General features: G+C 67.1%; 10 protein-coding genes and 1 pseudogene. 5 read left to right on the top strand and 6 right to left on the bottom strand.

The genetic code is table 11. The features are described 5' to 3' along the window. Positions 1 to 31: 31 nt before the first annotated feature. Together AC1DBN_RS12880 and AC1DBN_RS12875 are read left to right on the top strand one after the other, a co-directional pair. Entirely contained in the window at positions 32 to 736 is a 705-nt protein-coding gene (locus tag AC1DBN_RS12880) for a TetR/AcrR family transcriptional regulator (protein ID WP_477723440.1), read from the top strand. Positions 737 to 828: 92 nt separating this feature from the next. After that, positions 829 to 1893 (top strand): DMT family transporter, encoded by a 1065-nt coding sequence (locus AC1DBN_RS12875; protein WP_477723375.1) that lies wholly within the window; start codon positions 829 to 831, stop codon positions 1891 to 1893. A gap of 175 nt (positions 1894 to 2068) precedes the next feature. Here the strand turns inward: AC1DBN_RS12875 and AC1DBN_RS12870 are convergent, their stop codons facing one another. From AC1DBN_RS12870 to AC1DBN_RS12860, 3 genes are all read right to left on the bottom strand, one after another. Then, positions 2069 to 2368, bottom strand: coding sequence for a DUF3040 domain-containing protein (locus tag AC1DBN_RS12870; protein ID WP_091717661.1), 300 nt, complete (start codon positions 2366 to 2368; stop codon positions 2069 to 2071). A 102-nt stretch (positions 2369 to 2470) separates the two neighbouring features. Beyond that, complete coding sequence (locus AC1DBN_RS12865; protein ID WP_172829899.1) at positions 2471 to 3001, bottom strand: DUF488 domain-containing protein; 531 nt, start codon at positions 2999 to 3001, stop codon at positions 2471 to 2473. Between the two features lie 198 nt (positions 3002 to 3199). After that, positions 3200 to 4246: an aldo/keto reductase gene (locus AC1DBN_RS12860; RefSeq protein ID WP_314216000.1), complete on the bottom strand. Its 1047-nt coding sequence runs from the start codon at positions 4244 to 4246 to the stop codon at positions 3200 to 3202. 359 nt (positions 4247 to 4605) lie between these two features. Here AC1DBN_RS12860 and malQ point away from each other — a divergent pair, with 359 nt between their 5' ends. Both malQ and AC1DBN_RS12850 read left to right on the top strand, forming a co-directional pair. Then, positions 4606 to 6792 (top strand): 4-alpha-glucanotransferase, encoded by a 2187-nt coding sequence (gene malQ / locus AC1DBN_RS12855; protein ID WP_477723374.1) that lies wholly within the window; start codon positions 4606 to 4608, stop codon positions 6790 to 6792. Between the two features lie 102 nt (positions 6793 to 6894). Continuing rightward, positions 6895 to 7764, top strand: coding sequence for an NAD(P)H-binding protein (locus AC1DBN_RS12850; RefSeq protein ID WP_477723373.1), 870 nt, complete (start codon positions 6895 to 6897; stop codon positions 7762 to 7764). A 10-nt stretch (positions 7765 to 7774) separates the two neighbouring features. Here AC1DBN_RS12850 and AC1DBN_RS12845 read toward each other — a convergent pair whose 3' ends face one another. Together AC1DBN_RS12845 and AC1DBN_RS12840 are read right to left on the bottom strand one after the other, a co-directional pair. Beyond that, positions 7775 to 10876: an alpha-amylase family glycosyl hydrolase gene (locus tag AC1DBN_RS12845; protein WP_477723372.1), complete on the bottom strand. Its 3102-nt coding sequence runs from the start codon at positions 10874 to 10876 to the stop codon at positions 7775 to 7777. Positions 10877 to 11114: 238 nt separating this feature from the next. Then, entirely contained in the window at positions 11115 to 12191 is a 1077-nt protein-coding gene (locus tag AC1DBN_RS12840) for a lactonase family protein (RefSeq protein WP_314215998.1), read from the bottom strand. A gap of 231 nt (positions 12192 to 12422) precedes the next feature. Between AC1DBN_RS12840 and AC1DBN_RS12835 the strand changes: the two genes are divergently transcribed. Next, on the top strand, positions 12423 to 13283 hold the full coding sequence (locus AC1DBN_RS12835; protein WP_091717672.1) for a methyltransferase: 861 nt from the start codon (positions 12423 to 12425) through the stop codon (positions 13281 to 13283). An 88-nt stretch (positions 13284 to 13371) separates the two neighbouring features. On the opposite strand, the pseudogene AC1DBN_RS12830 reads toward AC1DBN_RS12835, so the two are convergent. Beyond that, positions 13372 to 13569, bottom strand: a pseudogene (locus tag AC1DBN_RS12830) (hypothetical protein); the annotation flags it as partial.

Genomic DNA, 13569 nt, shown 5'->3' with positions numbered 1-13569 from the left:
TGCAGCCCTGCCTGCTGCTTCGTCGGCCGCGATGCTGTCCGCTGCTGCTTCCGCTTCCGCTTCCTCTGCGCAGCTGCCCGCCCGTCGGCCGGCCCGGCAGCTGCTGCTTGAGGCCGCCGCCCGGCTGTTCTATGCCCAGGGCGTGGGGGCCACGGGGATCGACACCATCACAACCGCGGCCGGCGTCGCGAAGAAAAGCCTCTATAACAACTTCGCGTCCAAAGCCGATCTGGTGGCCGCCTACCTCGAAGCCCGCCATGAGGAATGGCTGGAACTGTACCGCGCCCGGGTGGCAATTGCCGCCACCCCTGCCGAACGGGTCCTCGCCGTGTTCGACGCCTACCTGGACCACGCCAACTTCGCTTACGAGCACGGCTTCCGCGGCTGCGGCCTGCTGAATGCGGCGGCCGAACTGCCCGTCGGCCATCCCGGGCGGCTGGCGGTCCGGCAGCATAAGGAAGAGGTGGAGCACCTGCTGGCCACGCATTTGGCTGACCACCTGGCCGGTCGTTCCGCGGCCGCCGCGTTTTCTGCCCGTGCTGAACGGACTCCAGGGCTCGCGGAGCACCGTCCTGAGCCCGCCGATTCCTCGGATCAGGCTGAACGGGCTGCGGTGCTCGCGCAGCACCTCTCCTTCCTCCTCGAGGGGGCGATGGCGAGGGCCGGCCTCGAAGGCAACGACGCCAGCCTCCGGGACGCCAAACGCATTGCTCAACAGATGCTGGCAGGACTGTGACAGGCAGCCACCGGCCAGACAACGGCGCAGCTGGATTCCCTGGGAAAAGCACCCCTGCAACCCGGATGCACGGCATCGGGAGCCCCACAACCGTGAGCACGGGGACAGATTCCCCAGGGACAGGCAGCCCCGCTTCAGGCGTCGCTGTGCATGCCGGGCACGGCAACGCGCCGCTCTGGGGTGCCCTGTTCGTCGTCGCGGCTTCGATCCTGTGGGGCACCACCGGGACAGCCGCCACGCTCGCCCCCGGGGTGAGCCCGTTGGCCATCGGCGCCGTGGCGATGGGGGTGGGCGGGCTGCTCCAGGCGATGTCCGCGGCCCGGGCCATCAGGCGGCAGGGGTCCGGCATCCTGCGGCGGTGGCGGCTTGTGGCAGTCGGAGCGGCCGCGGTGGCCGTATATCCCCTGGCGTTCTACAGTTCCATGCACCTGTCCGGAGTGGCCGTGGGAACTGTGGTTTCCATCGGCTCGGCGCCCGTAGCTGCGGCCCTGATCGAACGGTTTACCGACCGGAAGCCGCTGACCCGACGCTGGATCATTGGTGCGTTCCTTGGCGTGGGCGGAGCGGCGCTGCTCTCGTTCGCCGGCCACAGTCCCGGGACCGCCGCCGGTACAGACGGCGAGGCCTGGGATTCCACGGCTGGAATTTTCCTGGGCCTGCTGGCCGGCGGCACGTATGCCCTCTACTCGTGGGCGGCGCACCGGCTCATCGGCGGTGGCATCCCGTCCCGGGCGGCGATGGGCAGCATCTTCGGGCTGGGCGGGCTGTTGCTGATGCCCGTCCTGGCCGTCACGGGTGCACCGCTGCTGGACTCCTGGACCAACTTCTCGGTGGGCGCTTACATGGCGTTGGTACCGATGTTTGCCGGCTACATCCTGTTCGGCTGGGGCCTGGCGCGGGTCCGGGCCAGCACGGCCACCAGCATCTCGCTGCTGGAAACGGTAGTGGCAGCTGTCCTGGCCGTCCTGGTAGTGGGGGAGCGGCTCCCGGCACTTGGCTGGCTTGGCGCCGCCGTCGTCCTCGGCAGCCTCTTCATCCTGACGCCGCGGACCCAGCGCACCCGGCTGCCTGCCGCCCCGGCGGAAACCATGCCGTCAGCGCCGGAGGCCGCAGGGACTCAGCCTGCAAGCGTCGGCCACCAGGACATCAGCCGGTAACCCGGCCACCAGGACATCAGCCGGTAGCCCGGCCCCGGGTACGTCAGCCGGTAGCCCTGTAGCGAGAACGGCAGCCGGTTGCCCGGTCCCGGAGACGGTAGCCGGTTGACCGCCACAGGAACGTCAGCCGTAACCCGGCCACCAGGACATCAGCCGGCAGCCCTGCCGCGGAAAGTCAGCCGGTAGCCTTGCCACGCTGCGTGCCGCGCCCGGTGGCCGGACGGTTCAGCAGGAGGCAGCCACCCAGCACCAGCAGCATAGCGCCCACCACCACGGCGGCCAGCTCCTGGCTGCCAATGCCTGCGGCGACGATCGCGAAAGCGAGCAGGCACACCAGACAGCCAGGCACGAGGCCCGGCGGAATGCGGCGGGACGGGTAACCGGAGAGCAGCTCCATGGCCAGATGGGGATCGTCGGCGATCAGTCCGAGCTCCAGCTCCTTGAGCAGCCTCCGCTCCTCTTCGGACATTGGCATCGGATGCCCCTGGGTTCCATGAGACGCGGGTATCGCTTATGACGCTAAGAGCCTTCCACCATCGAGTCAAGGGTTCGCGTTGCCCACCGCCACAATCCCGGGTTACTCCGTGCCGGGGACGTCGTAAACCAGCGAGCCTGTACCGATCCGGACACCGCGGGTGGGCACGTGCGGCGTCAGCTTGGCGGGTGGCATCAGGTGTTCCACGGGCCGTCCGGCAAGCAGGACGCAGTAATCGGCGATGAGGCGGCGGTGGCAGCGCCACCACACGGTTTCGCTGCACATGATCGCAGTCTGTTCGTCCTGCGCCGCAGCCAGCAGCTCGCCGACGGCGGCCCCGAAATCAGGCGACCGCATGTAGGCGGCGTAGGCGCGGAAGGAGTCGTTGCGCAGGGCGGTGTCGGGGGAATCCGGAGGCAGCTTGCGGAATCCGCCCAGCCGCCGCTCCCAGCGGTAGCTGATCCCCGCGTCGGGCAGCCACGTGGACATCAGGTCCTTGCCGAACTGCGGGTGCTTGCGGCTGCCCGGGCCGATCCGCACGTCCACCAGGGAGGTCACGCCCGCTGATGCCAGCAGCGCGGCGAAGTCCTCCTGCGCGGCGGTGCCGTGCCCAACAGTGAATAGCGCCTTCATCCAAGCCATGATAGGCAGGCCCGCGAAGCGGGGTTAGGGCACCGGTTTGGCACGCGGCTCAGGACGCGTTCCAGGCACGCGCCTCAGCACCGGTTTAGGGCAGCGCACGACGGCGGGACCGCGGCCCGCGCGGTCGGCGCACCGTCGGCGCACCCCCGGCGCACCCAAGGCGAAATCGGCGCTACACCGGAAAGCCGCCTACCGTCGTCGTAATTCTGCGAACTCGATGGACGGAACGATGGCTCCCGCGTCCCGCTCCACGAAGTTGGTGCCCGGCGGCACAAGGTCGTCGATGGCGTCCAGGACCGGCTCGCTGAGCCGGACATCCGCCGCGCCGAGATAGGCCTGGAGATGCTCCTCATTGCGGGGCCCGATGATCACGCTGCTGATGGCCGGGTGGGTCAGGGCGAACCCGATGGACAGGTCCACCAGCGAAAGTTCCAGCTTGTCCGCCAGCCGGGCCAGCGCATCCGCGGCAAGGAGCTTGCGCTCGCTGGCGGGCCCCGAAATGTCATACCGGCCCGGGAGTGAGTGCACCCGGGTGGGGGCCTTGCCGGCCTCGAAGGTGAAGCTTCCGGAGAGCCATCCGCCCGCCAGCGGACCGTAGGCCAGGACACCGAGCCCGTACTGCTGGGCGATGGGCAGGACATCGCGTTCATTCCCGCGGACCAGCATGGAATACGGCACCTGGTTGCCCAGCGGAGGAATGAGGTGGTTGGTGTTGGCCAGCCACTGGGCCTCCACCAGCTGCGCCGGTGTAAAGACGGACGTGCCGTAATACAGGATCTTGCCCTGCCGGATCAGGTCGTTGAGCGTGGTGATGGTTTCCAGCACATCGGTGTTGTAGTCCGGCCGGTGCGCCTGGTAGAGGTCGATCCGGTCCGTCTGCAGCCTGCGCAGGCTGCCCTCCACGGCTTGGGTGATCCAGCGGCGGGAGTTACCGGAGTGGGCCGGGTTGGCGCTCATCTGGCCGTGGAACTTGGTGGCCAGGAAAACGTCGTCGCGCCTGCCGCGCAGGGCCCGCCCCACTACCTGCTCGGATTCGCCTTGGGAGTAGACGTCAGCCGTGTCGATGGCGGTGATGCCCGAGTCAAGGGCGGCGTGGATGATGCGGATGCTTTCGTCCGCGCCGGTGGGGGCCCCGTGCGGACCGCCGGCGCCTTCGCCGAAGTTCATGGTGCCAAGGGTGAGTTGGCTGATTGGGGTGCCCGAACGTCCGAACACCCTCAGTTCGCTGAGGCTCATCCCCGGTTCCCTCCTGTTGGCTGCGTGCCAGTTGCGTATATGCCTGAATGCCTGTTGCTGTCTGCCTGGTCCCGGCGCGTCGTCGAGTGATTTATACGTGCCGCCGGTCGTCACGAGGCTACACAGATTCACTTCCACCCGGCGGAATCCCGCCTTGTTCCTTCTCTTTTCGACGCGGGAGGTAACGCAGGGAAGCGGGCGTGACGTTTTGTGGCGGGCAGGCCGGTTCCGGTCCGCAGTTTCGTCCCGCGGCAGCACTGCAATAATCTGAATCAACGGTTGTGCGCGGGGGTGCAAACGCCCGGTGCAACATGCAGCACGTAAGTTCAGGCCCATCACACCAGACGAGGCGGACACGCATGACGGCATCAGACCAGCAACACGTAATACGGCGGAACGCGCCCGCGGAACCACCGGCCGTGAATGCCCACCTGCTGCAGCAGCTCGCGGACGCCCATGGGGTGGGCACTTCCTTCCAGGGCTGGGACGGGTTGCCGCACGCAGTTTCCCCGGAGACCCTGAGGAAGGTCCTGGGCGCTTTGGGCGTGCCGGCCCATACCGATGAACAAATCCGGGCCGGGCTGGCCGAAGCGGAACTGGCGCCCTGGCGCAAGACGCTGCCTCCCGCCGTCGTGATCCAGCAGGGCGAGCCGGCCCAGGTACCGGTCCACATCCCCGACGGCGCCCCGGTGAGCCTCCGCATCAGCCTTGAAGGCGGTGCCGGGAGCGTGGACGCGGCCCAGCAGGACGTGTGGGTGCAGCCGCGGGACGTGGACGGTGTGGCAATGGGCCGGGCCACCTTCGCCCTGCCGCAGGACCTGCCGCTCGGCTGGCACACGTTGCACGCGGAAGCCGGGAGCGTCACCGCCACCGCAACCCTCGTGGTGACGCCGGCCCGGCTGGATACCGCCCGGGACCTTGAGGAGCGGCGTGGCTGGGGGCTCGCCACCCAGCTGTACTCCGTGCGTTCGAAGCGTTCCTGGGGGATCGGGGATTTCTCCGACCTTGCCGACCTCGCCGCACTCAGTGGAGCCCGCGGCGCCGATTACGTGCTCGTCAACCCCCTGCACGCCGCAGAACCGGTTCCGCCGGTGCAGCCCTCACCGTATTCGCCGTCCACCCGGCGGTTCTTCAACCCGATCTATATCCGGATCGAGGCCATTCCGGAGCTTGCCTACCTGCGCCCCCGCAAGCGCGCCGCGCTGGAGAAGCTGCGCGAGGAAGTGGCAGGGCTCAACAAGGACGCCGAACGGCTGGACCGGGACGCGGTCTACGCCGCGAAACTGCAGGCCCTGGAACTGCTGTACCACACGCGCCGGTCACCGTCCCGGCAGGCGGCCTTCGACGAGTTCTGCCGCATTTCCGGCAGCGGCCTGGATGACTTTGCCCTCTGGTCAGCCATCCGCGAGGACGCTGCGCCGGACGACCCCATGTGGACCGACCCCGCGTTCTCCCTGGATTCGCAGGAGGCGCAGGCGCTGCGGGGAAGGCTTGAGGACCGGATTGGCTTCCATCGGTGGCTGCAGTGGATCTGCGACGAGCAGCTGGAGAACGCGCAGCAGGCAGCGCTGCGTTCGGGGATGCGGCTGGGCGTGGTGCATGACCTCGCAGTCGGCGTGGACCACAGCAGCGCCGACGCGTGGACGCTGAAGGGCGTCCTCACCCCCGCCACCAGTGTTGGAGCGCCGCCGGACATGTACAACCAGCAGGGCCAGGACTGGGGCCAGCCGCCGTGGCATCCGGTCCGGCTGGCCGAAGCGGGTTACCAGCCGTTCCGTAACATGCTGGCCACCGTGCTTCGGCATGCCGGCGGCATCCGGGTGGACCACATCCTGGGACTGTTCCGGCTGTGGTGGATCCCCAGCGGCAACGCCCCCGGTGACGGCGCCTACGTGAAGTACGACCATGAGGCACTGATCGGCATCCTGGCCCTGGAAGCGCACCGGGCAGGGGCCGTGGTGATTGGCGAGGACCTGGGCACCTTCGAACCGTGGGTGCGGGACTACCTTGCCGCGCGCGGCATTCTGGGTACATCCATTCTTTGGTTTGAGTACGACGGCGATTCTCCCCTTGCGCCCGAAAAGTACCGTACGCAGGCGCTTTCCAGCGTCAACACCCACGATCTTCCGCCCACCGCCGGTTACCTCGCCGGGGACCACGTGGCGTTGCGCAGCCACTTGGGTCTGCTGGAACGGTCCGAGGCCGAAGAGCGTACGCAGCACAACGCGTCCCTGGAAAAGATGTTCGCGCTGCTCCGCGAACGCGGTTACCTGCCCGGAGCCGGCGGTGACGCGGAGGAGCAGACCATCGAGGCCCTGCACCTGCTGCTGAGCCAGACGCCGTCCGTACTGCTGGGCGTGGCGCTGGTGGATGCGGTGGGGGAGCGGCGGGTGCAGAACCAGCCCGGAACCACCGAGGAGCTCTACCCGAACTGGCAAGTGCCGCTGGCCGGCCCGGACGGTAAGCCGGTGTTCCTTGACGACCTCCCCGCCAACGCGCGGTTCAACTCGCTGCTCGCGGCGGTGGAGGAGGCCCTGCACGGCTAGTCAATGGTGAGGAGAACGCGATCCCCACCCGCCCCCTAGCCTCGCAAGCTCGGCCAGGGAACCCGGCGGGCGTGGGCCCATTTGTTCGTCGGAGGTACCGGCATGCTCGGCGGCCAGGTGGTCACCGCGCTGCTGGACCGGGGTAAGGAAGTCCGCGCCCTGGTGCGGCCCGGATCGGATGCATCGCGGCTCGAAGCCCGGGGAGTGCAGATTGCCCGGGGCGACATGATGGACCCCAAATCCCTGGACCAGGCCATGGCGGGGGCTGACGCCGTGATCACCACAGCTGCCGGCTACACAAAGCACCGCAAGGGCGACAGCCCCGCAACCGACACCACGGGCAACGCGAACCTTGCGGAAGCGGCCGCCCGGGCAGGTGTCCGGCGCTTTGTCCTCACCAGCATCCTGACCTGCGACGAAACCCCGCAGGTGCCGCACTTCTGGCACAAGAAGCTCATGGAGGACAAGCTGGAAGGGCTCGGCGTACCGTTCGTTGCGCTGCGGCCGGGCGCCTTCCTGGACCAGGTCACGCGCTTCGGCGGTGACCCGGTGACCAAAGGCAAACTGATGTGGTTTGGTTCGCCCAACGTTCCGCTGACCTTTGTGCTCACCCCTGACCTTGCCGGTCACCTGGCAGATGCCGTAGATACTCCGGGGGTCGACGGGGAACGGATCGACATCGGCTGGGACCGGCCGGTCCGCATGAAGGACGTGGCGGACATGATGGGCCGGCTCAGCGGATCGAGGATAGGGGTTCGCTCAGTGCCCTTGAGGGTGCTGAAGACGGCCGGAGTGGTGCTGGGACGGGTGAACCCGACGGTGCCGGACATGGCGTCCATGATGGGCTGGTTCCAGACCGGCCGTTACGTCGCAAACACCACCCGGCAGCGGGCCGTCTTCGGCCCGCCGCCCACGGCCGAGGATGCCATCCGGCGGCTGCTCGGCATCCTCGGCCACCCGGCCGACAGGTAGGTCAGCCCCGCTATCCGGCGGTGATCACGTGGGTGAAGTGGTCGTACCGGAAGGTGACCGGGCCGCCGTCGTGCTCCAACGCGATGTTGGCGCCGGGGGAAGCTCCGCCGGCCCCGTAGCTCACGTTCCAGGATCGGTCCAGGGCGGCTTTGAACTCGTAGCTGCCGGCCGGGAGGTCCGGAAAGGTCAGTTTCCAGATGAGGCTGGCAGGGTCCAGGGTGAGCTGAGCCTGGTCGCACGCGGGATCCCAGTCCGCTGTGCAGCCGAGTTCCCTGTCCATGCTGCCTGCGGCGGCAACGGCCCCGGGCTGCTGCGCGGCATAGGTGGCGCTCAGCAGGTGTGTGCTGTTGTCGTAGCGGAAGGTGACCGGGCCGCCCGGGTGGTCCAGGATGATGTTCTGTCCTGCAGGTTGGCCGTCGGCACCGTAGTTCGCATCCCAGTTGCCGTTGAGGGCCGCCTTGTACTCGTAGGTGCCGGCCGGCAAGTCCGCGGTCAACCGCCAGATCCGGTCCGCCGGGTCCAGGACCAGCTGCGCCTGGGCGCAGGCAGGGTCCCAGTCCGCCGCGCAGCCCATCGCCTTGTTCAGTGATCCGGCCACCGCCACCGAATCCGGCTGCGGCGCCTCACCCACAGTGACCGTCCGGGTCCCGCTGGCAACGCTGAACCCGGGCCCGGACATGAGGGCGCGGTACTGCACCGTGGTGCCGTCGGCCAGGGCGGAGATGTCATCGGTGGCCGAGTACACGGGGGAGGAATCGTCAGTTCCCACGGCCGTCCATTCTCCGCCGCTGACGCTCCGCTGGAAGGACACCACGTTGCTGGACTTTTCGGGATCGGCTGTGGCGCTGAGCTCGACTGCGCCTTGGACGTTGCTGCCCTCTGCGGGCTTCTGCAGTGTCAGGACCGGGGCGGGAACGCTTGCATTGCGTGCCTGGCTGGTGGAGGTATGCCCGCCGTTATCGAGCACTGTGGCGCGGTACTCTACGGAGGTCCCGGCGTCCAAGGCGGCGACGTCGTGGAACACCTGGTACGGCGCGGCGTCGTCCGTGCCGATCGGGGTCCAGTTTCCGCCCGCCTGCTTCGCCTCGAAGGTGACCTCGTAGAACGAAGTACCGCCGACGTCGGCCGTCACCTGGAGCCGCCCGTTGTCGCCGGCTGCCGGCGCCGGTTGTTGCAGGACGACGGCGGGAGCGGACTTGGAGTGCGGGATGCGGCCGGAGGACTGGTAGACCACTGTTGAAAGCGGCGGCACGGTGACCGTCAGGGTGCCGGCGTCGGAGGTCTTGGCTTTGGCTGGTGCGTCGCCGTAGATGCGGGTGTAGTTTCGCTTGGCGATGTAGGTGGGAACTTCGGCGGTCTGGGGCTGCCCGCTGTTGTTCAGTGCCACCACGTATTCGCGCTGGTCCTTGGCATCGGTACGGGAGAAAGCGTAGATGCCGGGGCCGTCGGAGGCGTAGCGGCCTTGCTGGGCGCCGTTCCGCAAGGTGGGATGTTCCTTGGTGAGGGCGGCCAGTTCACTGATCCCGGTGTAGAGCGGATGGGCAGTGTTGAAGTTGTCCGTGGCGTGGGTGGCGTCCGTGCCCAGCAAATCGTCGTCCAGGTATTCCGGCACTTGGCTGGCGAACAGCGTTTGCCGGGCGTCCTGGTCTCCACCCGGCCCCGTGAAGCCCTGCTCGTCCCCGTAGTAGACCACGGGGTTGCCGCGGGAGAAGTACATGAGTTCGTGGGCAAGCCGGTCGCGGGCCACCTTCTCGGCGTCCGTCGCTCCGGGATTGTCGGCAGCGATGAAGCTGCCGATGCGGCCCATGTCATGGTTGCCCAGGAACGTGGGGAGTTGGTAGGCGTTTGAGTCAGCGTCGGTGTACCAGTCATCGCCTGCGAAGAATTCCTGCAGCGTACCGGCGTCCCGGCCTTTGGATGCGAAGTTCCGCGCTGCGTCTTGGAACGGGAAGTCGAGGACGGCCTGCATCCGGTTCCTCGTAGTGAACTGCGAGGTGAAGCTCTTGGAGGTGTCGAAGACCTCGCCGAACATGAAGAACTCGTCCTTGCCCTGTTCCTTGGCGTAATTGAGCACGTCCGGACCGAAGTCCTGCCAGAACTCGTCATTAACGTGCTTCATGGTGTCGATCCGGAAACCGTCAACCCCGAAGTCGCGGATCCAGTTCTTGTAGATGTCCTTCATGCCGGTGACCACCGTGGGGTGTTCCGTGAACAGGTCGTCCAGGCCGAAGAAGTCCCCGTAGAACGAGTCCTCTCCGGTGAAGGTGGTGTCACCCCTGTTGTGATACAGCGTGGGATCGTTGAGCCACGCCGGGACCTTGAGGTCCTCTTCGCCGGGTTCCAAGACCGGTTTGTAAGGGAATGAGGTGGCTGCATCCAGTTTCGGGAAGGCGTCCGTCCCCGCGTAGTCGCGGTCATCGAAGGTCTGCCCGTCGGCAGTTTTGTAGGGGACGGCGTCCTTGGGGACGTAGCCTTTCCGTTCATTCTTGTCGCCGTAGCCGATGACGTCCGCCGTGTGGTTGGTGATGATGTCGAAGTAGACCTTCATTCCGCGGGCGTGGGCTTCGTCGATGAGTGCCTTGAGTTCGGCGTTGGTGCCCAAATGGGGATCGATTTGGGTAAAGTCGGTGACCCAGTAGCCGTGGTAGCCGGCCGATTTGTCCTCTGGCTGTACCGCCTTGTTCTTGAAGCTTGGCGTGAGCCAGATGGACGTGGTGCCGAGGCCCTGGATGTAGTCGATCTTGTTTCGGAGCCCGGCCAGGTCGCCGCCGTTGTAAAAGCCCTTCTTGGTGGGGTCGAAGCCGGACACCATGGGGTCGGAGCCCAGGCCTCCCTGGTCATTGGCGGTGCTGCCGTTGCTGAACCTGTCTGCCATGACGAAGTAGAAGTTCTCGTCGGTCACAGGGGCGCGGAGCGAGTGTTGGGCCGCCGACGCCGGGTCCTTCGGGGCAGGGGCGGCCTGTGCCGGGAGCGACGCAGCAGAGATGGCGACGGTTGCCGCGAGGAGTCCCACGGAGGCCCGCCGGGCGGCAGCGCTGGTACGAGTGCGGGAACGGGATGACGTTGGTGACGTGGCGCGTGGGGGCGCGCCGGTGGGGGTGCGGAGTATCAAGGGTGAGACCTTCCTGGTAGCGGCGCTGCTTTACAGGCTTGCTGTCGGCAAGGGTTGGTGCGGCAAGGGCGCCGCCGGGTCCGAAGGAAAGCATGCTTCCTGTGAACCACATCACAACCGTAGGCGCTGGCGCAGGATTACTCCAGTGTTGAGGAAACTGCCCGTCGGAGGCAGCCGGAAGGCCCTCTCACGCGGATTTGAGCCGCTTCATGCCGGGACCTCGCAACGCGCGGCCGTGTCAGCCGTTTGGCACCAGGGCGGTAGGCGAAGGAGTTTCGACGTTATGGACCACCGGTCCGGGAAGGCCTGTCCCTGGGTCCAGGGCGAAGGTGGCCACGTTGTCAGAGCGCTCGTGGGCGACGTGCAGCCAGGGCCCCCGGACCAGGTGGTGCCGGGGCCAGTCCCCGCCGCTGTCCAGGTCCTGCACGGGCAGCAGTTCACTGCCGTTGCTGCCCACCTCAAGCACGCTGATCCGGTTGGATCCGCGGACGCCTGCGTAGGCAAAGGTGCCTTCGGGGCCGAGGCAGATTTCGGCGGCCGAGTCGCCGTCCTTGGCACCTCCCAGTGTTGCGGGACCGCGGAACACCAGCTCGAAGATGCCGGCGTCCGGCCGGACAACAAAGACCTCGATGGAGTATTCGGAGACGACGAACACGTTACCGCCGGAGTGCAGTGTCAGATGCCGGGGGCCGCTGCCGAAGGGCAGGACAACCTCATGGTCGGCCACCAACCCGGTCCCGGGTTTGTAGGTCCAGATTCGGAGTGTGTCGTGGCCCAGGTCTGTGGTCATGACCCGCCCGTCGTGCAGCATAAGGCTGGTGTGCGCCCTGCTCTGCCGGCGCTCATCGGGGGAGTGGGCCGAATGCGGATCAACCGACGGCGAGGCCGGAAACCGCTCCGTGATCCCGCCGTCGGCATCCAGTTCATAGAGCAGGACCTGGCCGTCTCCCCAGCAGGTTGCGGTGACGAAGCGGCCCTGCGGGTCTACGGCAACGTGGCAGGTGGCCTCGCCTGCCGGCCAGGGTGTGCCCATCGGTTCCAGCCTGTGGTTATCAACGTGCCGGTAGGCCTGGACCATCCTGCGCTGCTCGGCCACGGCGTACACCACGGGAAGGGTCGGGTGGACGGCAACGAACGACGGCGACTGGGCCGCCACTGCCGTGCCGAGCCATTCCAGGCTCCCGTCCCCGTTGGCTCGGAGGGCGCCGATGCCCTCTGCGCGTCCGCCGCCGTCCGGGGTGTAGGCGCCAGTCCAGATGATGGCGGTGTGAGGAACTTGGCCCTCTGTGGCAGGTGTCCCGGAGGCAGGTGTCATGGCTCCATCCTGCCAATAAACACAGCCACTGCCGCGGCGGCGTGGCGTCAATTACGATGAAATTTCCAGCCAGGCAGATGGAGGGTGATCCGGTGGGTGATCTTGTTGTCTCGGGTTCACTCCCTCGCCGGCCGGTCTCCCAGCGCCGGGCAACCACTAGCGCCCGCACTCATTCCGAAGGGGAGCACGTTGCATCCTGTCCCGTCCTCCGGAACTCCGAAACAGTTGGGCATGCGTGTGGTTGAAGTAGCCGACGCTCTGCGGGCCGCCGGCTGCGTGTTTGCCGAGGAGGAAGCCCAGCTTCTCCTTGAGCAGGCGGCCAGCCCCGCCGAGCTGGCAGACTGCGTGCGGCGCCGGGTGGCAGGTGTTCCGCTGGAGTACATCCTGGGCTGGGCAGAGTTCGATGGCCACCGCATGGCGGTCCGGCCCGGTGTTTTCGTTCCCCGGCGCCGGACCGAGCTGTTGGTTCGGCTTGCCGCTGAGCTGATATCAGCAGAGGACGGTATGTCACGCGGCGCCGTTTCAGGTGCCTCCCCGTCCGGCAGCGCCACGGCGGTCCAAGGCCCACGGGGAAATGCTTTCTTCGATGGTGTGGTGGTGGACTTATGTTGCGGTTCCGGAGCCGTTGTGGCGGCCCTTGCGCGACGATTCCCACGAGCAGAACTGCACGCCGCGGATATTGATCCCGTGGCTGTGGAGTGTGCGCGGAGCAATCTCGAGGCCATGGGTGGCCAGGTCCACATCGGTGATCTGTTCGATGCGCTCCCTCACAGGCTTAGAGGCAGGGTCGACATCCTCGCCGTCAACGCACCATACGTTCCCACCGATGCCATCAAAACCATGCCGCCCGAGGCGCGCGTTCACGAACCGCTCATTTCCCTCGATGGCGGACCTGACGGGCTCGACTTCCACCGCCGTGTGGCGGCGGGCGCCAAGGACTGGCTCGCGCCGCACGGCTGCGTGCTCATTGAAACCAGCGGGCAACAGGCCGACGGCACAGCCGCGCTCGTGGCCGCCACAGGACTTTCTGTGACCACCGTTCATTCAGAGGAACTCGATGGCACGGTCGTGGTGGGGAGCGTCCACAAGTAGGGGCGCCCCCGGCGGTGCGGGTGCAACCACGCGCCTGTAGCTGTCCTGTCAACGTGTTGGGGGCAACCCCAAATGTGTTGGGCGTGGGTCATGGCCAGGGGGTGTTGGCTGCGGTGGGCGCTGGTTGTGGTGGTTGGGGTGGTGGTTTGAAGTAGTGGTTTTGTTGGGGTGTTTGGGTGGGGTCGATGTGGGGTGGGGGGATGAAGGTTGGGGTGCCGTTGGTGGTGGTGATGGTCCAGTTTTCTTTGTGGATGAGGTGGTGGTGATGGGTGCAGAGGAGTGTTCC

The sequence above is a fragment of the Pseudarthrobacter sp. 10T415 genome (assembly GCF_056394175.1).
The sequence above is the reverse complement of the archived record's forward strand: the minus strand, read 5'-3'. Positions and strand labels throughout refer to the sequence as shown.